The sequence below is a fragment of the Terriglobia bacterium genome (genome assembly GCA_020073085.1).
GTDB lineage: Bacteria > Acidobacteriota > Terriglobia > JAIQFV01 > JAIQFV01 > JAIQFV01.
The window spans coordinates 19,739-42,598 of sequence record JAIQFV010000009.1 but is presented as its reverse complement, the minus strand read 5'-3'; the positions used below and the strand labels follow the sequence as shown (position 1 = coordinate 42,598).

The 22,860-nt window shown below is 57.0% G+C and carries 14 protein-coding genes; 9 read left to right on the top strand and 5 right to left on the bottom strand.

Going from position 1 to position 22,860, the window contains the following annotated elements:
* Positions 1 to 49: 49 nt before the first annotated feature.
* On the bottom strand, positions 50 to 373 hold the full coding sequence (locus LAO21_11080) for an EthD family reductase (protein MBZ5553254.1): 324 nt from the start codon (positions 371 to 373) through the stop codon (positions 50 to 52).
* 1,498 nt (positions 374 to 1,871) lie between these two features.
* On the opposite strand from LAO21_11080, the gene LAO21_11075 reads away from it, so the two are divergent.
* From LAO21_11075 to LAO21_11045, 7 genes are all read left to right on the top strand, one after another.
* Positions 1,872 to 2,480, top strand: coding sequence for a hypothetical protein (locus LAO21_11075; protein ID MBZ5553253.1), 609 nt, complete (start codon positions 1,872 to 1,874; stop codon positions 2,478 to 2,480).
* A gap of 477 nt (positions 2,481 to 2,957) precedes the next feature.
* Entirely contained in the window at positions 2,958 to 6,908 is a 3,951-nt protein-coding gene (locus tag LAO21_11070) for an FG-GAP-like repeat-containing protein (protein MBZ5553252.1), read from the top strand.
* A 257-nt stretch (positions 6,909 to 7,165) separates the two neighbouring features.
* Positions 7,166 to 8,266, top strand: coding sequence for a metallophosphoesterase (locus tag LAO21_11065; protein MBZ5553251.1), 1,101 nt, complete (start codon positions 7,166 to 7,168; stop codon positions 8,264 to 8,266).
* A 27-nt stretch (positions 8,267 to 8,293) separates the two neighbouring features.
* Complete coding sequence (locus LAO21_11060; protein MBZ5553250.1) at positions 8,294 to 8,860, top strand: hypothetical protein; 567 nt, start codon at positions 8,294 to 8,296, stop codon at positions 8,858 to 8,860.
* Between the two features lie 173 nt (positions 8,861 to 9,033).
* A complete protein-coding gene (locus LAO21_11055) occupies positions 9,034 to 10,455 on the top strand; it encodes an aminotransferase class V-fold PLP-dependent enzyme (GenBank protein MBZ5553249.1) in 1,422 nt (473 codons plus the stop codon).
* 415 nt (positions 10,456 to 10,870) lie between these two features.
* A complete protein-coding gene (locus LAO21_11050; protein MBZ5553248.1) occupies positions 10,871 to 13,321 on the top strand; it encodes an ABC transporter permease in 2,451 nt (816 codons plus the stop codon).
* Positions 13,322 to 13,565: 244 nt separating this feature from the next.
* Positions 13,566 to 14,978, top strand: a complete 1,413-nt coding sequence (locus LAO21_11045) for an MBL fold metallo-hydrolase (protein ID MBZ5553247.1) — start codon at positions 13,566 to 13,568, stop codon at positions 14,976 to 14,978.
* Positions 14,979 to 15,130: 152 nt separating this feature from the next.
* On the opposite strand, the gene LAO21_11040 is transcribed toward LAO21_11045, so the two are convergent.
* Positions 15,131 to 15,484: a hypothetical protein gene (locus LAO21_11040; protein ID MBZ5553246.1), complete on the bottom strand. Its 354-nt coding sequence runs from the start codon at positions 15,482 to 15,484 to the stop codon at positions 15,131 to 15,133.
* Between LAO21_11040 and LAO21_11035 the strand changes: the two genes are divergently transcribed.
* Entirely contained in the window at positions 15,474 to 17,942 is a 2,469-nt protein-coding gene (locus LAO21_11035) for an ABC transporter permease (GenBank protein MBZ5553245.1), read from the top strand. The two genes, LAO21_11040 and LAO21_11035, sit on opposite strands and share 11 nt — an antisense overlap.
* 147 nt (positions 17,943 to 18,089) lie before the next feature.
* Here the strand turns inward: LAO21_11035 and LAO21_11030 are convergent, their stop codons facing one another.
* The 3 genes from LAO21_11030 to LAO21_11020 form a co-directional block, all read right to left on the bottom strand.
* Positions 18,090 to 18,641 (bottom strand): HD domain-containing protein, encoded by a 552-nt coding sequence (locus tag LAO21_11030; protein MBZ5553244.1) that lies wholly within the window; start codon positions 18,639 to 18,641, stop codon positions 18,090 to 18,092.
* A gap of 179 nt (positions 18,642 to 18,820) precedes the next feature.
* A complete protein-coding gene (locus LAO21_11025) occupies positions 18,821 to 19,177 on the bottom strand; it encodes a hypothetical protein (protein ID MBZ5553243.1) in 357 nt (118 codons plus the stop codon).
* A gap of 515 nt (positions 19,178 to 19,692) precedes the next feature.
* Entirely contained in the window at positions 19,693 to 20,073 is a 381-nt protein-coding gene (locus LAO21_11020) for a hypothetical protein (protein MBZ5553242.1), read from the bottom strand.
* A 758-nt stretch (positions 20,074 to 20,831) separates the two neighbouring features.
* On the opposite strand from LAO21_11020, the gene LAO21_11015 reads away from it, so the two are divergent.
* Positions 20,832 to 22,844, top strand: a complete 2,013-nt coding sequence (locus tag LAO21_11015) for a TonB-dependent receptor (protein MBZ5553241.1) — start codon at positions 20,832 to 20,834, stop codon at positions 22,842 to 22,844.
* Positions 22,845 to 22,860 lie beyond the last annotated feature (16 nt).

Sequence of the window (22,860 nt, the reverse complement as noted above, 5' to 3'; positions counted from 1 at the left end):
TCTGCGGTTCAGTCTGGGCTTCGCAGCATCGAAACACTGCTCGAATAAGCTAGAAATTGAACGTCTCCTCCTCCGCCACCAGGATCACCGGCGGGCCTCCCGTGGAAATCATGAAGGCGTGGGCCAGGGTTTCCTTGGCCCCCTGGGAAGCGGCGCAAGCTTCCAGCTCCTTCATCGAGGGGAAATGAATCTCCGCGATGCGGTAGTAGAGCGGCGTCCCCTGGGGAGACCCCACGGCCTTCGTGGCCACGATCTTTGTCTTGCCAACCATCTTTTCAACAGCCATCGGAACGTGCTCTTTTATGTAGCGCTTCTCAAAGGCTTCAACATCGCTCGGACGCGGATACATCACAACAAGTTTTACGGCTGCCATTCTTCTCTCCTTTTGTTTGGATCAGATTCAATGTGCAAAGGTCGCCGAAGAAACCGGCCCGGCTGGGAACAATCAACTCACCCGGAATTGGATTTGCTCCGCCCTCAGCTCGGCAGAGGGTTGATCGAAGCAAGATCAATTAATCAATGGCTATCAGATTGAACGCCCTGAGTCTAGGGTTTGTGATAAGCGAAGTCAACGACAACGGTATTCCTTCGCATAGGAGAAGAACCTTTTCATTCAGAGATAGGGATGCGGTCTTTGACCTCGATTCCGAAATTCAGCGCGCCTAGTGGGCAGCAAGTTCTTCTCTGCGAGACGGTGGTGATGAAAACAAGGACGCATAATACTGTTCCAGCATGGAACGGGTGGCACCTACAGGGGCCGGCATCTGTCCTCGTTCTGTCAGGCAAAGATTTCCGAGCAACGTGTTTGTCCCATTAGGGCCGGAGGGAACCCAGAGTGCTGCCCCACCTGGGTTTCGCTTAGGCCCGAAGGGCCGCCAGAGTGTAGCCCCATCTGAGCCCCGTGTTCTTTGCGGGGCGAGGGTGGGGTGTACACACCTGCAACGAATCATCCGGCAGGCCCGGAGACAGGAAAATGGATTGGCAGCTTCCCATTTTTTAGTGGTCCCATAAATCCGGATGAGCGCGAACGACTCCTCGGATCGGGACTGATTCACGACCCTTCTCACGCTGTTGATGCCACAAGCGTTACTCCGGAAAATGGGACGACCCGACCACGACGGCGTAAGGCGTTTCTTTCACCCCGCCAGCGGGGCTCTCAAATCTCCTCTCATCGCTACCCCACCCTCGCTCCGTCCCGCAAAGAGCGCGGGACGGCTCTTCAGGTGGGGCTACACTCGTGGGGCCCTCCGGGCCTAATCTGACTCCTTTTTCCCGTTCCTGATCCCATCTCGCCCTTCCAGCCACAAGCTGGAAGGCGGCTTCTATCTGCCTCGAGGATCTCTTTCTGGAACTGGATTTCAATTTTCAGCCGACTGACTTCATAGCCTTCAACTTCAGAATCCTGGTTAACTGGTTCTGCCTCCACCCGTGACTGGAACCATTGATCCCAGACCTGTGTGGTCCGGTTCCGAAGCTCGGACCCTTTCGGACTATGATCGCGCCGCCTCGTCTCTACAAAAATACGCTGAACTTCATGAAATGACGCTTAACCCCATCCGTATTTAACAGAGATTGGAAACAGGACGGACGCGGAGTCACAAAGAACTACTCCAAGCAACGGAAGGAGAAGCCCCTCGTCCATTCACTGATACATTCAGGAGGAAACTGATGAGCCAGATTGATCGCATGGTGCAGGTGAAAGCCACACTGGGAATTTAGGGAGGGGCGGTTGGTCCGGGGCAGTAACAACGGGAATTCTTGTTGTCTTCGTTCTTGTTTTTGGTGCAATGGTTAACTCTCCCGCCCTGGCTGGGCCCTCCGGGGGACAGGAGGGGGCCGCGGCGCGAGAACGATCGCATCCACAAGAGTCTGTGCGTTTCGACAATCAGGTGCGGGAACTCTTCTTTTCGGGGTATGCGGGAGATCAAGCGTCCCTGGATCGTGGGATGAAGCTTTGTGAAGACGAACTGGCAAAGAATCCCAAACATCCGGAAGCCATGGTCTGGCATGGAGCAGGCCTCGTCTTTGTGAGTGGCCAGGTTTTTCGAAAGGGGGACTTCAAACAAGGACTTGAAATGCGGGGTCGCGGCTTGAAAGAGATGGATGATGCGGTGGCTCTCAACCCTGGAGTCGTTGAGGTCTTGATCCCAAGAGGCGCTGTGCTTCTCAGTACCTCGCACTATGTTCGAGACCCCGAAGCGGCGAAGGCCATGCTCAAGAAAGGGGTCGACGATTATGAAAAGGTGCTAAAAATCCAGGCGCCAGATTTCCTTCAACGACCCTTGCATAGCCGGGGCGAATTGCTGTTCGGCCTGGCGGAAGGATGGTACCGCCTGGGGAATCTCGAGGAAGCTCGACAATACTTCGCGCGGACTGTCAAAGAAGCCGCAGGATCCGGCCCGGACAAGCAAGCCCGGGAGTTCCTCGAGAAAGGATCGCTCCCAAAGGACATCAACTGTGTTGGCTGCCATACGGAATGAGCACTGAAATGGGACGACTTGGATGCGGGTGTTCAAGTCTCTCCGGGAGTTTGAGAATAGAGTGCAGTGCCTTGTCCACCAAGGCGCGGTCATAAAATGGGCACATGACCTTCTGGGCCGTCTTTTACCCATCAAATTGCTGTTGAAACTGAAATGAGCTTCCATCCTTGATGGTTTGGGTCCCTGTGAGTTGAGCTCCGGCCCTATGATCTTCCCGCGTATCACTGACGATCCAAGTGTTCATAAAGATCTATGATGTAACGGCCACAACAATAAACGGCAGCAAGCCCGTCGAGAATCTGGCCTTGATTTGACGGGGGAACCCGAGTAACATGGTTGGAGGTCATTCTGCTCGGAGGCGTCAGGATGACCGTGAATCTTCCTTAGTATTAAATCATTCCATCCCTCACGACCTGACCCTCATTTTGTAATGCACATTTTATCTCTCTTATCGCCTCCTGCTCATTGGAGACCATCATGTCTCTCGAGACGAATTCATACTTTTTGAAACGAAACTTATCACGTTCGCGAACTGCGTCCTATCTGGTAGCGGTCGCTTGGGCACTTCTCATTTTATCCACATTGGGTTCCCGGCTCCTCGGTGCTGCCAGTCAGTGTTCCCCACAAGGCTTTCGAGTATCGACGGTCGATGCGAATGCGAGCCCGAGAGGTGTTGCAGTCGTTGATTTCAACCGGGATGGCCTGGACGACGTGGCAGTTGTCGATAGTATCAATGGCAACGTGACGATCCTTCTGGGCCGGCGGGACAAAAGTTTTGTGGCCCCGCGAAACTATCCGGTCACCAGTGTGCCTTATTCTGTGGCCACGGCCGTGCTTACGGCTGACTTCAACGGCGACGGAAAATTGGATCTGGTTGTTACCACTTCCTACCACAGTATTTCTGTGCTGATGGGGAATGGCGATGGCACTTTTCAGAACGAGAAGGAATATGACGTCGTGCAGTCCGTAAGCGCGGTTGCCCTTGGCGATTTCAACCGTGATGGCAAAATGGATCTAGCCCTGGCTGGTGATGATGCCACGGGCGTTGTTATTCTACTGGGGAATGGGGATGGCAGCTTTAAGCCTCCTGTGATCTACCCAATCCAGGAAGGAGGCAACAGCATCGCCGTAGGAGACTTCAATGGTGATGGAAGACTCGATGTGGTCACTCTGAAGTCCGGCTGGCTGTGGATCCTCCAAGGGAATGGTGATGGTACTTTTCAACCTGCACGAAGGATGGTGATCGAAGCATCGCCCAGCTATGTTCGAGTACTGGACGTAAACCGGGATGGGAAAGACGATCTGGCCGTGTGGGGATACTTTGGCGGTGTCGGCATTTTGCTTGGCAACGGGGATGGGACTTTTCAGGCTCCTCTCAAAAATTATGTGGGAGACGTAGGGAATTCGGTCATCTTCGGAGATTTCAACGGGGACGGCAAAACGGATCTGGCTGTGGGATTTCAAGGCGGCATCGCTATCTTCCTCGGTACAGGAAACGGAACGTTTAATTCGGCAGGAACTTACGCTGGGGGGATCCTCCCTGGTCCCGGCGTTAGTGGCGATTTTGACGGGGATGGTAAGACCGATCTTCTCACGTCGGGCGGTGGGTTGTACGCCTTCGCTTCAGTTTTATTCGGCCATGGGGACGGGACTTTCGACTCCTGGAAAACCCTCGGCGCAAAATCGATCACCACCTCGGTTGCTGTCGGAGACTTTGACCGTGATGGAAAGCCTGACATGGCCGCCGCCCATCAGTATGGAGACATTGGCGTCATGAAAGGCAACGGGGACGGGACATTCCAAGTGGCGACTAATCCGTTCCTTTCACACCAAGATATAAGCACCCTATTGGTGGGAGACTTTAACAGGGATGGACTCCTCGATCTGGTAGCGTCCAACAATTTTGGCTTTGCCATTCACCTGGGAAAGGGCGATGGCACTTTCCTCCCTCCGATCCTGTATAGAGTAGGGCTTTCAAACGGCCGAGACTTTGTTGCCAACGACTTCAATGGAGACGGCCTCTCAGATATTGCCATCGGGGATTTCAGTCTAAATGCGATTGCGATATTCCTGGGTAACGGGGACGGGACTTTTCAGACGGCACGATACACCCCTAATGTCTCAGACCGTCCGCTGCTATTGGTCACCGAGGATTTCAACGGAGACGGAAGACCCGATATCGCCGTCGAAACCTCGGGGGATATATCACTCCTGTTCGGAAATGGCGATGGGACATTCCAATCGCCGGTAACCCTTGCAAGAGGTAGTTTTGCTTCCGTCGTTGCCGCGGATTTGAATAATGATGGAAAGATTGATTTGGTGGCGAGCTTTACCGGACCGTTTTATTCGTTGGGCATTTGGCTGGGCCGTGGAGATGGAACCTTCTCCGCGATGAATGAATACGACTTCCCTAAGTCGGTTGGATGGCTCGTTATTGCGGACTATGATCGCGACGGCAAGCCCGACGTTGTCTTTGTCAATGACTGGAAAAGCGAAATTAGTTTTTTACACGGAAATGGAGACGGGACTCTCGCACCCCGCGTAATTGTCAGCCCAGGTGAGATTTACGTCTATGCCGTGACCGCGGACGTAACTGCGGACGGCGCGCCGGACTTCCTTTTTGAGGAGAGTGGACTGGGGGCCACTCGCATTGCCGTTCTCACCAATTCGTGCCCTCCTCCCTCCAACTGCCCGGCCATCATGTTGGCTTCAGCTCCACCTCAAGACGGAGAAGCCGGGAAGGCATACACATACACCCTCACGGCGACCGGCGGAGTCCCTTTCTATCACTTCAACGTCCGTGAGGGAGCGCTCCCTCCAGGTCTCACCCTCTCCCCTTCCGGCGTAGTTTCGGGGACCCCTACCCGGGATGGAGTCTATACTTTCACAATAGCCACGACGGATAGCAACGGATGCATCGGCAACATGACTCTCCGAATAAAAGTCGGTAGTGTTCAGACGACGACAGTCGAGTTGCCTTTGCAGCCGGGAGGAGCTGCGACCACTTTGAGTGAGGGGAGCAACCCCACGGTCCAGGCTGGATATGCGACCGTTACCGTCAATTCAGGAAATGCGCCTCAAGGCCTGGCAGTCTTCAGTCTCACTCAGAACGGCGTGGTTGTCAGTGAAGCTGCCGTTCCGGCTGTTCCGCTCACTACTCATGCACGCATATTTATCGACTATCGCGCGCCAGGCGTATCTCCAGTAAGTCAGGGGAATGCCTCCGGAATCAGTGTGAACACCGGGTTGGCATTGGTCAATCCGGGAACCTCAACGGCGAATCTCACGCTCCAACTCCGCGATTCCAAGGGGACTGCTCTCGCCCAGGGTCAAGGAGCACTTGCGGCGGGTGCACATCAGGCGCGGTTCATCGACCAGTTGGGAGATATTGCGCCCGATTTCAAGCTCTCGCCTGACTTTGGTACAGCAGCCCAATTCTGCTCGCTGGAGATAACCAGCACTCAACCGCTCGCCTTGACTGCCCTTCGCTTGACCACGAACCAGCGAGGTGAATCGCTCATCACGACGACGCCAATCGTGGATCTGACTCGGCCCTCCGCGCCGGGGCCACTCTTCTATCCTCAAATGGTTGACGGCAACGGGTACACCACTTCACTTTTCCTGCTGAATTCTTCAAGTGCAATCGCGACCGGGGTTGTAAAGATCTTCAACGACCGCGGGGAACCACAAGCCATTCATAGAGTCGATGATCCCTCAGGTGCAGCTCCAGTGTACTCTTACCGCATAGTGCCGGGCGGAGTCTTTGCTCTTCAGAGCGACGGATCTCCTTCCGTGGCCAATACCGGCTCCATCCAGATCATTCCCGACCCGGGAAGCCCGACCCCCTCGGGCGCTGGGATTTTCGGTTTTACTGCTGGAGGAATCCTGGTCTCAGAAACTGGCGTCCCTCTGGCTTCACCCACAACCCATGCACGCATTTACATCGACCGAAGCAGAGGTCACAACACGGGATTGGCTTTGGCCGCACCGGACGGCACTCCCTTGAGAATCACGCTCAATGCTCTCGGTATCAATGGGTTTACTATGCTGGGGAGCGGATCAGAGGATCTGGTGGGCTACGGCCATGCTGCTCGATTTGCCAATGAGTTTATTCCGTTGCTCCCCGACAACATCACTGGCATTTTGGATATTGCCGCACCTTCTCCATTCCTGGCATTGACTCTTCGTCTGCTTGTTAACGGCAAGGGTGACACTTTGCTTACAACATTCCCCGTTGCTGGCGTCAATGACTCTGTTCTGCCACCCCTGTATTTTCCTCAAATCGTTAACGGAGGGGGCTACCAGACTGAAGTCATCCTTCTCAGCACATCGGGAGGGGCTAGTACAACGGTCAGTTTCCATAAAGATGACGGATCCCCAATGTCCATAGGAAAATCCGTCCATAGCCAGGAAAAACCGCAGAAATAAGGAACTATGCCTTGGGAGCAAGCCTCGCCGGGATGGTATCTTTGGGGGCCGCCTCTCGACAGCTCACGATCTCCTCATGACGCAGGCGCGGAAAGCTATCAGCTCGGGTCTTGGTTCGCACTGGCAGAATCAATTGCTCCAACCATAGCCCAATCTCTTATTGCTATAACCTATAACCTATTCCCGCCTCTCACTTGCTATCATCACTCACTCTATGCAAGACTCAACGGAAGATCGATTGAGCTCGGGGAGGCCTTTTGTTCGGAACTTTTCTTCTTGTTGCCTGTACCGTCCTCCAACTCTACGTTTTTTGGCGTGCCGATTCGGTGCCCTGGATCGCCCGCCATGCCCCCCTTAGACTTATTATTGGATTAGGTGTGCTTCTATGGTTGAGTTTTCTCCTCAGCCACATGTTCGAACATTCGATCGGCGGGATCCTGGCCGAGGCGCTAAGCTTCATTGGCATGACGTGGTTGGCGGTGTTGTTTCTGACCTCGAATTGCCTTCTCTCCGTAGAGGTCTTCACTGGATTCGGCTTTCTCCTGCCCAAGCTGGCGCCTTCGCTGCGCGGTTGGGCCTTGATCGCGGGGGCGGTCCTCTCTGTGATTGCGCTTGTCCAAGGTTTACGGCCTCCCGTGATTCAGGACTACGAGGTGCGCCTCGCTGGCCTGCCTCCCGAAAGGGATGGCCTGGTACTGGTTGCGGTTTCGGATCTGCACCTGGGCGCGATGCTGGGCGAGCGATGGCTGGCCGGGCGCGTCGCCCAAATCCAGGCACAACGGCCCGACCTTGTGGTGCTTCTCGGCGATATCTTTGAGGGTCATGGACCGCCGGGAGAGGAGATGCTCTCGACATTGGGACGCATCTCCGCTCCGCTTGGCGTCTGGGCGGTCAACGGCAACCATGAGTCTTACGGACGTCGTGCGAACAATCCGAACGTGCTCGAAAAATCCGGCGTCGAATTGTTGAGTAACCGTTGGGTGGAGGTGCGGCCGGGCTTGGTTCTGGCCGGTGTCGATGACCTCACCCGCCGCCGCCGTTCCGGGCAGGGTGGCGACCCCATCAGCGAGGCGCTCAAGGGCCGGCCTCCTGGTGCTACGATTCTTCTCTCCCACACCCCGTGGCAGGCGGAAACGGTAGCAGACGCCGGGGCGGGACTGATGCTCTCAGGACACACCCACGCCGGGCAGATCTGGCCGTTCAGCTACCTTGTCCGTCTCAGGTATCCGCTGCTGGAGGGCAGGTACGAGGTGGGCGGCATGCCGGTCATCGTCTGCCGGGGCACAGGCACATGGGGTCCGCGCATGAGGCTTTGGCGCCCGAGTGAGATCCTCCGGATCACATTGCGCTCCAGTTGACCGGCGTTTGCTGACAGGTTGCAGTTTATGGATCTCAAATTCATGGGGGCGCTTCAAGAAGATTGGAAGCCAGTTCCCCGTTCCGCCCTTTTCGGATGGCTGGCGTTTTATATCCTTTTTTTGATTTACGCCTTCTCGAAGCACGGGGATGGTCTCTTCATTGACCTTGTGTTTTTACCCATTCATGAAGGCGGTCACCTGCTGTTCGGCTGGTTGGGTCAACTGATGGGTGTGGCGGGTGGGACACTTCTTCAATTGGGAGTGCCGCTGGCCATTGCGATTTACTTTCTTTTCCAACGCCAATTGCCCGGGACCGCTTTCGCCTCTTTTTTCTTCTTCGAAAACTTTCTCCAGATTGCCACCTACATGGCCGATGCGCGAAGGATGGAACTACCCCTCGTGACGGTAGGGAATGCTGATGAAGCCGGTCACGACTGGTTCATTCTGTTCAGCCGTATGGGCGTCCTCAACCAAGACACCCGGATTGCCGCCGCCGCTCGCCTGCTCGGGTGGCTTGGCATGATTGGCGTCGTCATCTGGCTCTATCTTCAGGGCAAGAAACATCCCCCCGCGAAGACTCTTTCCTCATCTTAACCTGCCCGGCATGCACTTACTGAACGCGGTGCGATCTCTATCTGATTTCAACACCTATTACCTATCACCTATTACCTGAATTCGACCGCACGAAACGGATAGTTCCCCGATTTCTTTCACTCTATAATCCTTGCTTGCGAAAGATTTCTTATTAATTGGTTGGAGGTCAATGGATGGAACCCACTACCCGCTATCGCGCCGTGCTGGAACGAACCCTGGCACATGCCGTCACCTATCTTGAAAATCTGAGTCATACGTCCGTATCTCCTACGGCGACCCTCGCGGAATTGCGTTCACGTCTGGCACGTCCCTTGGCCGAGCACGGAGTTTGTGCCTCAGAGGTCGTTGACGACCTTGTGGCTGATGTGGCCGGGGGCATCGTGGGAAATGCGGGCGGGCGTTTTTTTGCCTGGGTGATTGGCGGCTCAATGCCGTCTGCGCTCGCCGCCGACTGGCTCGCCTCGACCTGGGATCAGAATGCGGCCTTATACGCGAGCAGCCCCGCCGAAGCCGTGATCGAAGAGGTCTGCGGGGATTGGCTGAAGGATCTGCTCGGCATACCCCCCCGGGCCAGTTTCGCGCTGGTCACGGGATGTCAAATGGCGCACGTCACGTGTCTTGCGGCGGCACGAAACGCCCTCCTTTCGAGGCGGGGATGGGACGTCGAACGGAAAGGTCTGGCCGGTGCACCTCCGATTCGCATCCTCAGCAGTGATCAGCGCCATGGATCCTTCGAGCGGGCGGTGCACCTGCTCGGGCTGGGAATTGACAATGTCGTTTACTTGCCGGTCGATGATGAAGGCCGCCTGACGGTGAATGTCCTCGCCTCGGCCTTACAGGCGCAGCCGGATCAACCCACCATCGTCCTTCTCCAGGCCGGTGATATAAATATCGGGAGCTACGATCCGTTCGATAAACTCATCCCCGTGGCCCATCGCCAGGACGCCTGGGTGCACGTCGATGGGGCATTCGGTCTGTGGGCCGCCGCCAGCCCGACGCACCGCCACTTTCTCCAGGGTTGCGAGCTGGCGGACTCCTGGGCGACCGACGGCCACAAATGGCTGAACGTGCCGTTCGACTGCGGTTATGCCATTGTGGCTGATGTAGAGGCCCATCGCGCTTCCATGTCGCACCGCGCCAGCTATCTCACGCACGCAGCGGACGCCCGCGACCCAATGGACTGGAACCCGGAGTGGTCGAGGCGCGGGCGCGGCGTGGCCACTTATGCGGCCCTTCGCGAACTCGGTCGAGAGGGGATAGCGGACCTGGTGGATCGAAGCTGCCGGCATGCCCACACCCTGGTCATGCGCGTGGGTGCGTTAAAGGGTGCCGAACTTGTGTGGGAGCCTAAAATCAATCAAGGCCTTGTGCGTTTTCTTGATCCCAGGCCGAACCCTACAAACGCCAATCACGACCGGCGCACCGATGCCGTCATTGCCGAGATTCTCAAGACGGGTGAAGCCTTCTTCGGCGGCACCACTTGGCGTGCCAAACGCTGCATGCGCGTCTCTGTGTGCAACTGGCAAACCACCGAGGCCGACCTCGAACGCGCCGTCGTGGCCGTGAAGCAGGTCCTGGAGACGACATCGGTGTAGTTCGGATGGAGTCCATCCTCAGGGTCATCCAGCTTGGGCAGCCCCGGCGCGTACTTGCGCCGGGGCTTCTGCCGCGACTAGGAACGATCCTTGAAACGCAGTTTGATCCCCGCCATTCCCTGTTGCTTTTGTTTACCTGCCAGTTTCGACAAAGGTCTTCATCCACGACAAATTCGTGCAAGTTCCCCCCGGCGCCATCCGCCAGCAGGAACGGCGGACGCCGCTCGGAGCCGGGGCTGCCAAACCGGATGATTCTTTCACAAGACCTCGAGGTGAACTTTATCGTCTAAGACATCACACGCTTGTGTGTGACTTCCGATAGGTCGCTGAAGACGCTCTCCGGTTTTGCGGAAGGGCGGCCGAGCCGCCCTCCCATGTGGGAAGGTTTTTCAGCGAACTTTTAAGCGAGGGGAAAATGGAAAAACTCCGGCAGGACTTGCGCTACGCTGTGCGCCTGCTTGCGCGCAGCCCCGGCTTTGCACTCATCGCGACCTTGACGCTCGCGCTCGGAATCGGCGCCAACACCGCTATCTTCTCTGTGGTGAATAGTGTCCTTTTGCGCCCGCTGGCCTATCACCAGCCCCAGCAGCTCTATCTCATTCGCGAAATCGTCCCGCAGGTGACCCGCTACTATCCTTCGTTTCCGGCAAATTTGTCCAATTTTCGCATCTGGCAGCGCGAATGTCACTCCTTCGACGCCATTGGCCTTGTTGAATCCGCTTCCATGAATTTGACAGGCTTTGGCGAGCCCCGCCAAATTCATGGAGGCATCGCTTCAGCGAATCTCTTCGAGGTGCTGGGCATCCGCCCGCAGCTTGGGCGCGCGTTCATGCCCGACGAGGACCAGCCCGGGCGCGATCACGTGGTTCTGCTCACCCATACCTTCTGGCACCGGCAGTTTCAGTCCGACCCGTCTGTCGTTGGCAGGGCGATCACTCTTGATGGGGCGCCCTACCTGGTGGTAGGAGTCCTCCCCGACTCATTTCACTTTCCCAGGGAAATGGGGCCGTTGGTTGGATTTGGTCCGCGCATGGACTTTTTCAAACCGCTCGGGATGAACCCGGAGGATTCCGGTCTCCTGCGCGAATTTGATTTCGCCGCGATTGCCCGCCTCACCCCCGGCTTTACGCCCGCGCAGGCGCTCGCCGAATTGAACGTGGTGCAGGCCCGGATTGCTGGACAGGCCAAAAAAGGTGTGGACCTTCGCGCGGACCTTCTACCCCTCGAAGCGGAAGTCATCGGGCCGGCACGGCGCGGCCTGTTGATGTTGCTCGCGGCTGTCGGCGCCGTCCTGCTGATCGTGTGTGTCAACCTGGCCAACCTGTTGCTCGCGCGCATTCCCGGACGGATGCGCGAAGCGGCGATCCGCACCGCGCTGGGTGCCGCGCGCTCACGGCTGGTCCGGCAGATGCTCACCGAAAGCCTCCTGCTGGCGCTCGGCGGCGGCTTGCTTGGAGTCGTTGTCGCTTACGGAGGAGTGCGAGGGCTGGCCGATGCGGCGTCCATCGGACTTCCCCGCCTGGACGAGGTTCGTGTTGATGCCCGCGTCCTCGGGTTCGCGTTGATCCTGTCGGCGTTGACCGGGGTCCTCTTCGGCATTCTGCCCGCCTGGCGCATCGCTCGGGCATCTCCACTGGAGGCGCTCAAGGCCGGGGCGGCCACGACCACCGAAGGCCGTCGCGCGCGCCACCTGCGGGAGAGCCTCGTCGGCATGGAAGTCGGCCTGAGCACCTTGCTTCTGATTCTCGCCGGCCTGCTCACCATGAGCTTGGTCCGGCTGCTCAACGTCAACAAGGGATTTGCGGCCGAACAGGTCCTCGCGGTGGATATTAATTTACCGCCGCAGAGTTACTCCCAGGCTGCTGCGCGCCAGCAGTTCTACGACCGGGCGCTCGATTCGATTCGTGCCCTCCCTGGGGTCCATTCAGCCGGTTGGGTCAGTATGCTTCCGCTGGAAGGCCAGAGCAGTGTCTCCGATGTCAGCCTGCCGGGCGAACAGCGGATCGGAGGAGAAACACCTCTCGCGAATTACCGTGTCCCGAGTCCTGGATACTTTCAGACGATGGGGATACCCCTGATTGCGGGCCGCGATCTCACTCAAGGCGACCGCGGTCGACACGTTGTCATCGTGTCCCAGAGCCTCGCACTGCGCTTCTGGCCGGGCCGGAATCCCATTGGGCAGATCTGTATTACTGGCTGGGGCGGCCAGCAGCGCAACGAAGTCATCGGCGTGGTCGGTGACATCCGGACCGTGAGGTTGGACGAGCCACCCGTGTTGATGGTTTATGTTCCCGATTCGCACGCCAGCGCATCGCCCGGGGCACCTTCGTCGGCTTCGTTCGTCATCCGCACCTCCATGGACCCGGGCGGTGTGGGTGCCTCCGTTCGAAGGATCATCCATGGAGTGGATGCCGATGTGCCGGTCGTTGCGCTGCGACCCATGATGGAGGTGGTCTCGGATTCCGTGGCCACACGCCGCTTTCAAATGGTTCTCGTTCTGCTCTTCGCCGGATGTGCTCTCTTTCTCGCGGCGTTAGGGATTTATGGCGTGCTTTCTTACTCCGTTGAGCGCCGCCGGACTGAGCTCGGCATTCGCATGGCCCTGGGCGCGCAGGCTCACGATCTGCGGCGCCTCGTCCTCCGCCAGGGAATGGCCCCGGTCCTGATCGGGCTGGCATCGGGCGTGGTGGCTGCGCTGTTTCTTGGCCGTCTGGTCACGAGTTTTTTGTTCGGCGTCCGTAGCTACGACCCGTTTACCATCGCCCTGGTAACTTTTGTCGTCATTCTCATTGCCGCCGCGGCCTGCTATGTCCCCGCGTTCCGTACAACGCGGGTGGACCCCATGTCAGCGCTTCGGTACGAATGACGAACCGCAACTGGGCGGTGAGGACGGCAGGGGGTGTCGACGACCGGTCGCGGAGGAGCATTGGTCATACCGCTATCTCCCCTCTCGGTCCTGATTACCCCAGGAGTGGCCCGACACCCGACACCATCACCTATCCCCTATCACCTATTACCTCTCACCTCTCACCTATCTCCTTGCTTCTTACTTCCATCCCCCCTATATTTGCTTTTCCGCGCAGCAACAATCCTGGCTAGAGGAGACCGCCATGTACTTCAAACAGTTCTACCTTGGGTGCCTGGCCCACGCGTCCTACCTGATGGGTTCCGAAGGCGATGCCGTGGTCGTCGACCCGCAAAGGGATATCGAGCAATACATCCAGGAAGCTTCGGCACAGGGTTTGAAGATCAGGTTCGTAATTGAAACCCACCTGCATGCCGATTTTGTGAGTGGACACCGCGAATTGGCCGCGCGCACTGGGGCTGAAGTTGTCTTTGGAGAGAAGGCCGGCGCGGCATTTTCGTATCGATCCGTGAAGGATGGCGATGAATTGCGAGTCGGGAAAGTCTCGTTACGGATTTTGGAGACGCCCGGTCACACGCCGGAAAGCATTTGCATCTGTGTCGTGGACAACGAAGTTTCGGACAAGCCGGTAAAAATCCTGACAGGCGACACGCTCTTTATCGGCGATGTGGGACGTCCCGACCTGGTGGGATCGAAAGGTTATACCGCGCCGGAGATGGCCGGATTCCTTTACGACAGTCTGCACGAGAAACTGCTGACGCTGGATGATGCCGTCGAAGTTTATCCCGCTCATGGCGCCGGCTCGATGTGCGGCCGCAACATATCCAAAGATACCTCATCCACGCTTGGCGAGCAGCGGCGGTTCAACTACGCCTTGCGCCCGATGTCGCGGGACGAATTCATTTCGATGATGACGACCGACCTGCCGGAAGCCCCCGCTTATTTTTCGCGGGACGCGGAAATCAATCGAACCGGCGCAGACCCGCTTCAACAATTGCCGCGGCCCGCGGGCTTTTCCCCGGCAGAGGTGAACTCCCTGAGCCGCAAAGGCCATCTCGTCCTCGATGTCCGCAACGAGGCCGCCTTTGGAGCCGGTCACGTGCCGGGGGCGCTTCAAATCGGGCTGAGCGGACAGTTTGCCTCCTGGGCCGGATGCCTGATCCCTGCCGGGACACCATTGATTCTGGTCGCCGAAGAATCGGCCAAGGTTGACGAAGCCGTCATCCGGCTGGCGCGGGTGGGGATCGAGAGTGTCAAAGGGTTTCTGGAAGGCGGGGTGTACGCATGGGACAAAGCCGGATTTCCCCTGGCGACGGTTTCCCAGGTCCCTGTGGATGAGCTCCGGCACCGCCTGGATGAACAACCGCAACTTCAGGTGCTCGATGTGCGACGTCCGGGCGAGTATCAGACCGGCCATGTGCCGGGGGCTGTGAATGTGCCTCTGTCAAATCTGGCCGAAAGACTTTCACAGAACACGACGAGTCCGGCGCTCGATTCAAATCGCCCACTCGCGGTGATTTGCCAGGGCGGATACCGCTCGAGCGCGGCCACCAGCATTCTTTCCCGGCGTGGATTCAAGAATCTGTTCAACGTGGTGGGCGGCACGGGAGCATGGATCACCGCCGGATTCCCCGTGGAGAAAGCAGGCGGCCATTGAGACTCTAAACGGGATTGTCAGAATGACCCCCGGTCAGGCCCCAGCGCCCTTGTAGTGAATCCAAGAGTAGTACCTTCCAGAGTCCATCGATGTAGCCCGGCAGAAATCCAGAAATGTCGAACTTTTTCCCAATCGACGACGTAACATGAAATCTAGGTTGCGATAGGAATCGCAGACATGGGAAAGAGCTCAATGTCATCGCCCCGCGATGTTGAGCTCACCCGGGGATCTTCATCGCAGGCATTGTGGGGAGTCAATGCCTGCGGCACCCGCATGGGAAAGAGCTCAATGTCATCGCCCCGCGATGAAGAGCTCACCCGGGGATTTTCATCGCAGGCATTGTGGGGAGCCAATGCCTGCGGCACCCGCATGGGAAAGAGCTCAATGTCATCGCCACGCGATGTTGGGCTCACCCGGGGATCTTCATCGCAGGCATTGTGGGGAGCCAATGCCTGCGGCACCCCAAGGATAGAAAACTCAATAGAAGGAATCTTTATGCCATCCATCGGAACAAAACTCCGTTTGGTGATGCGGCGGCTCGGGCGCACACCCCTGTTTACGCTCGTGGTCGTGATGACCCTTGCAGTGGGTATCGGCGCCAACAGTGCCATCTTTAGCGTGGTGAATGGGGTCCTCTTGAAGCCCCTTCCTTTTAAAGATCCTGAACGGCTGGTGGCGGTTTGGCACAAGGCGCCCGGACTTGGATTCAGCGAGTTGAACCAGGGGCCGGCATTCCATCTCACCTATCGCGAAGAAAACAGGGTTTTCGAAGATATCGGCATGTGGCGTAACGAATCGGTGACTGTCACGGGGGTCGCCGAGCCCGAGCAAGTCGACGCCTTGATGGTGACAGATGGCATCTTCCCCCTACTCCGAGTCCCGCCGTTGCTCGGCCGGACCTTCACGGCCGCGGATGATTCCCCCGGCACTCCGGAAACCGTCCTCCTGACTTATCCCTACTGGCAGCGGAAGTTCGGGGGCGATCGCGGCGTGATTGGCCGCGGGATCGTTATCGAGGGACGGCCCCATGAAGTGATCGGCGTTCTCCCTCCTGGTTTCAGGTTTTTGCGTTCTCATCCATCGGTGATCCTGGCTTACCGGCTTAACCGCAGCGAAGTGTTTGTCGGCAACTTCAGCCATCAAGCGATTGCGCGGCTCAAACCCGGCGTGACCTTGGAGCAGGCAAACGCGGATGTGGCCCGTATGATCCCCCTCACCTTGCAGAAGTTCCCTCTTCCTCCCGGGTTTTCGATGAAGATGGTCGAAGAGGCAAGGCTGGCCCCGAACCTCCGGCCCCTCAAGCAGGATGCCGTGGGAGACGTCGGGAAAGTTCTGTGGGTGTTGCTGGGGACTGTCGGACTGGTCCTCCTCATTGCGTGCGCCAATGTGGCCAATCTCTTTCTGGTCCGGGCCGAGGGCCGGCAGAGGGAACTTGCCATCCGTACCGCCATTGGTGCCAGCTGGGTTCAGATTGCCCGAGAACTCCTGTTCGAAAGTGTTTCACTGGGAATTATGGGCGGCGTGTTCGGATTATTCCTGGCTTACGCGGGAGTCCGGCTGCTGGTGGCCATGGGGCCGGGGAGCATTCCTCGTCTGGATGAGATTTCCATCGATCCAACGGTTCTCCTTTTTACCCTGGGGATCTCGCTGCTGGCGGGGATCTTTTTCGGACTGATCCCGGTTCTCAAGTATGCGAGGCCGGACCTCGCGGCAGCGCTGAAAGAAGGAGGCCGGTCATTCAGCGAGGGCAGGGAACACCACCGGGCGCGGAATGTCCTGGTCGTTTTCCAGATCGCCACGGCCTTGGTCCTCTTAGTGAGCTCCGGACTGATGATCCGGACATTCCAGGCCTTGAGAAAGGTCCAGCCTGGATTCGTCCACCCGGAGGAGATCCTGACCCTGCGCGTCTCGATTCCAAAGGCTGAGATTTCTGACGAGGAGAAGGTGGTTCGGACCCACGAGCAGATTCTGCGGCGAATTGAGCAGATCCCAGGAGTCAATTCCGTCGGCCTTTCCACTTCAGTCACGATGGATGGCAACGACGATAACGATCCCATCTTCGTGGAGCAATTTCCCGCGCCGGAGGGTCAGATTCCACCCATCCGCCGCTTCAAGTGGATCTCGCCGAATTACTTCGCCACCATGGGGAATCCTATCTTGATTGGGCGCGATATTACCTGGTCCGACATTTATAACAAGGCTCCGGTGGCCGTCATCACCGAAAACCTGGCAAAGGAATATTGGAAAGATCCCTCCAAAGCCATTGGCGGGCGCATCCGGGAGACCCCGAAAAACCCGTGGCGTGAGATCGTGGGGGTCGTGGGCAATGAACATGACGACGGTGTCAATCGGAAGGCGACTCCCGAGGTGTATTGGCCGATGCTGATGGAGAATTTCTGGGGCGAAAAGTTGGTGGCTCAGCGAAATATGGCTTACGCCATTCGAAGCAAGAGAGTTGGCTCGCCCTCCTTCTTTAAGGAGGTCCAGCAGGGGGTATGGGCCACCAGCTCTAATCTTCCCCTCGCCAATGTGAGGACCGTTCGGGAAATCCTCGAGGAGTCCTTGACGCAGACCTCCTTTACCCTGGTGATGCTTGGCATCGCAGCCGGAGTGGCGTTGCTGCTCGGGGTGGTGGGAATTTACGGCGTCATCGCCTATGCCGTGTCCCAGCGAACACGGGAGATTGGGATCCGAATGGCTTTGGGGGCCCAGCAGGAGCAGGTCCGCCTGATGTTTGTGCGGCACGGGCTTCTGTTGACTTGCATCGGGATAGCTTTGGGTCTCGGCTTCGCCATGCTTGCGACCCGCGTCATGACGGCGCTCTTGTTTGGCGTCAGTGCGCTCGATCCGGTGACCTATAACGCGGTGACGATCGTTCTCGGCGTTGTCGCACTGCTGGCAAGTTACCTCCCGGCACGTCGCGCATCGAACGTCAATCCTGTGGAAGCCTTGAGGTGGGAATGATGGATTCAGATCATTGGTCTCACCCCTGAGATTGCAGCGGGTGAGTCATTTCGTCCGGGCGGGTCGTGAGGTGATAACCGCAGCACTTAAGAGCTTCTTGAGCCTCACCGGGTTTGCTGCACCCGGAAGAATACGAACTCTCCTGATCTAATCCGGCTTCTTCGCGTAAGCCGCGTCAAACAGAGCTTCCAGCTTCGGGTTGGTCCCCCGGATTTGATCGACGACCTCCTTCGCCCAATCGAAATATCCCTTCCGCCGTTCCAGGTCCCACTTAACAGGTGGATCCTCGGCAAGATCCCGCAGGTTGCAGATCTTGTCAGCCAACTTGACCAGCTTTGCCTCGCGGCTGCTGTGCGCGGCATGCTGGATTTGAAGCTGCTTGCGTTTGTCCCGGTGAAAACTCTTGTCGTCGGTGACCTCCGCCACGATGCCGCGGATTTCCACGCCAAAATGCTCTTCCAGTTCCTGGAGTGTGGTCTGAGTATCCTCAACGGTGTCGTGCAGCAGGGCGGCACATAGAACATGCACATCACTGACATCGCCTTCATTACACAGGACGGTGGCCAATGCGATGGGATGATTGATGTACGGGGAAGCGCTTGCCCCCTTGCGCCGCTGATCGCGATGCTTGTGGGCGGCAAAGACCAGCGCCCTCAAAATCAGGCTGAGGTCGTTACGGAGGATTGGCTCGTCTTTCATGAGGACCTTCTTCAGGGGTTCACAGAACGATGCTGGATGAAAATCAAACCGCCAAGCTCGCAAAGAAGGCGCAAAGCTCGCCAAACGGCTCTACCTAATATCCGATGAATGTTGTCTTAGCGACCTTGGAGCCTTCTCTGCGGTCTCTTCGCGTCGATTCCGGGTTTTCCAAGATCCCACTACCCCCTCCGGGATCCAATTGATCCCTCTTCTTCTTCGAGTTCCCGCAACAGGCTCCAGACCTCCTCATAGGTCCGTTCGCGCGTGGCTCCCATTTCCTTTTCCACTTCGTTCTTGAAGTTGCCGTAGTGGATGTCGCGCCCCAATCGGGCCAGGCCCTCAGCAAAATCCTCATGGCTGATGGTGGCACGGTAAGGGTAGTCGCCTTTCTTTGTGACGATCGTCGCTGACAAGTTGGGCAGGTATGCCATCCGGAGACGGTTCAGGTCGGACGCGACACGGGCCCGGACGGTCAGGAACTCCTCTCCGGGCTTTTGAACCACACTGAAAAAACCTACAGTCGTGAAGATCCACATGATGACCCAAGCCTTTGTTGGGGGACCTGGACCATGAATTCTTTGATCCAGGGAAGGATGACACCGGGAGGCACCCCTGACAGATCCCGAAAAAGGTAATCCCCTGTGAGGGTGTCGATGTTCTGCAGACCCTCACCTGAATCCTGCACCCCAGGGGATGCAGAACCATATCCCCACTCGCCCACCTTAAAGATAAGCAAAAGCCAACGAATAATGACGGGAGTCAACTCGATCAGGATTCTCCAACTTTAGCGGTCGGAGTGTCAATGCTTTAGTAGCGACCTGAGGGACGCGAGGGAGGCCCTCTGTCGATTGCGGAATGTGGGTTGCGGATTGCGGATTGCGGAATCCGATTGGGGATTTCGGCGTTCGGAATGGAATAAGGCGGAGCGAAAATGCTTGATCGCTCGAAATGAATTCCCGTTACTTACTTCAAAGCCCGGCATCCGAAATCTGAAATCCGCAATCCGAAATTCCAAATCCGCATTCCGCAATTTCCTTAGGGTGGCGAATAGTCAATCCTTGTCCCGGTATTCTTGAGGAACATCGTCCTCAGGAACTTCTTTTGTTGTGACTTCCGCTTCGTCGGCCTCGGGCGCATTTTCCACGCCTTCGATCACCCCCGCCTCGAAGGCCTGTCCCTCTTCGATCAACTCCCCGACACTCTCTGAGTCTCCTTCGGGAACATGAGAGAGTCCCTGGATATCGCCGGACTGCCCGGCGCTCACCGAACTGAAATTTTCCTTTTCAGCTTCGGCCTCGCTGACGAATTGGATTTTCCGGACAGGGGCCTTCTTGCGGCGGGGCACCGTCTTGCGCTGGGTCACCCTTTTTCGCCGGGTCACCACCTTGCGGTTCGTTGTCTTTTTCCGGGTAAGAGTCTTCTTCCGGCTCATTGCCTTCTTTCGACTGGCAGTCTTCTTAGTCCGAGTGGGCTTCTTTTTCCGCATAGATAAACTCTACCACGTACGCATGAGGCGGACAAGATCTCGGATGAGGGAAGATTGATTGGCGTGAAGCTCTCCTCGAGCGCTGGCAGACATTCCTTTATCCATGGGATCTGGGCACGAAGGCCGGGAGCCGCTCTGCAAGGAGGCGGACAAACCCGGCGGTGAAACGCAGTTTTTACTCTCCCCGACTCGACCGGCGGATTAGCCTCAAGGATTCGCCTGGAAATTACTCGATCCGCCCTCCGGAAATCTGCCAGGAAGCCATTCCCTCTCAACCCGCCAACTCATTAAAGTATTAAGGTTTTGCACAGAAAGAGCCGATAAAGTTTTGGGACATTTATTTGGTACTTTCTTTGAGGCATGGTCGGGTATCTTTCCGACTCAAGAGATGACTGGATTCAGAACCTTGGCGAAGCAGGCACCGCAAAATGGTCAACCTCAGGTTTTTCATTCAATCCCAACGTGAATGCGTGAACTCTCATCTACGCTTTTGATTCTAAACTACTTTCCCATCGCCGGTTGCGGGGCAACGCAGCCGCGAAGGAGGCAGTACAGTGCGATGTGATCCTCAGAGAAATGCTTGTGGCTGGCTATGTGAAAAACATAACAAGCATGTCCGTGGTGATATTAGGGCCTTCAATGGACGGGGACTTGACCCCCTTCCGGCAGACAACTGGAAGAGACGCCTGGCTCGGTCGCGCGCGATGATTCTAATCCTGGCTTTTGTCGGGATCATGATTCTCACGGGCGGTCATGCGCTCGGTCAGACGCAGAAAAATCCGCCGGCCGACCTCACCGAGATGAGCCTTGAAGACTTGATGAAGATTGAAGTGGACACGGTCTTCGGCGCATCGAAATACCAACAGAAGGTGACTGAAGCTCCGGCTTCGGTCAGCATCGTCACTGCCGATGAGATTCAGAAGTATGGCTACCGGACGCTGGCCGATGTACTCAGGAGTGTGCGCGGGTTCTATATCAGCTATGACCGAAACTACAGCTATGTTGGTGTTCGCGGTTTTGGCCGGCCGGGGGATTATAACTCCCGCATCCTTCTCCTGGTGGATGGTCACCGCCTCAACGACGCCATCTACGATGGCGCCCTGATCGGCTCCGAGTTCCCGATTGACGTCGATCTGATCGAGCGGGTGGAGATCATTCGAGGCCCCAGTTCCTCCCTTTACGGTACCTCTGCCTTTTTCGGCGTGGTCAATGTCATTACCAAGCGGGGGAAGGACCTTAAGGCTCCCGAGGTCTCCACGGAGGTGGGAAGTTATGGAACCTACAAGGGCCGGGTGAGCTATGGGGAGCGATTCAAGAACGGCCTGGACATGCTCTTTTCAACCTCCTATCTCAACAGCCACGGGCCATCCCGTCTGTTCTTCAAGGAATTTGACGATCCCTCCACCCACAACGGAATCGCGCAGGATGTCGACAGCGACCAGTCCAAAAGCTTATTTGCCAATTTTTCGTTCGGGGACTTCCGACTGCAAGGCGTTTACGGGACCCGTGAAAAAGGTATTCCGACAGCCTCGTTTGCAACGGTCTTCAATGATCCGCGTAACCGGTCCACCGATGCGTGGGGCTACCTCGACCTCCAATATGAACACATTTTCGCCCACCAATGGGAGGTGACGGCGCGCCTTTCCTACGACCACTACAGCTATGACGGAACCTACATCTATGACAGCGCAGGCACAGGGGTTCCACCCTTCGTGGAAAACCTGGATCTGGCTCACGCCCAGTGGTGGGGATTCGAAGCAAACGTGGCCAAAACATTCTCGGAAAAGCACCGGATCACCCTGGGCTCTGAAATTCGCGACAATGTGCAACAAGATCAAAACAACCACGACCTGCAGCCTTTCGCTCAGTACCTGGATGACCGCCGGGACTCCAGCAACTGGGCGGTTTATGTTCAGGATGAATTCAGGATCCGAAAGGATCTCATCCTCAATGCCGGCCTGCGATACGACCGGTACAGCACCTTTGGGGGTGACCTCAACCCGCGTCTGGCTCTGATCTACAACCCTCTCCAGAAGACCACCGTCAAGTTGCTTTACGGCCGTGCTTTTCGTGCGCCGAATTTTTATGAACTTTTTTATCAATCCTATCCCGATTTCAAATCGAGCCCTTTCCTCAAGCCCGAAACCATCTCGACCGCGGAGTTGGTTTTGGAGCAGTATTTGAATAAGAGCATTCGTTTCGCTGCCTCGGGCTTCTACAGCCGGATCGGGGATCTCATCAACCAGCAGACCGATCCGGCGGATGGCATGATTCAGTTCAGAAATGTCGACCGGGTCAACGCCAAGGGTGTGGAATTCGAGCTGGAAGGTAGGTGGACGAATGGGCTTCAGGGACGAGTGGGTTACACCTTGCAGGACTCGGTGAGCCAGCAGAGCGGGGAAACGCTCTCCAATTCCCCCAAGCACCTCAGTAAAGTAAATTTTATTGTGCCATTGGCCCGCAAGAAACTGTTTGCCGGCATCGAGGGGCAGTACACCAGCCGGAGAAGGAGCGTGGAGGGAACCGACATCGGGGGTTTCTTTGTGACGAATGTAACGCTGTTCGGTCAGAAGCTGGCGAAAGGACTGGACGTTTCCGTGGGAGTGTACAACCTGTTTGACAAGCGCTATGCGGATCCCGGCGCGGAAGAGCACATTCAACAGGCCATTGAACAGGATGGCCGGAACCTTCGGTTGAAGTTGACTTATCGGTTTTGAGGGAGCGCCAGGCAAA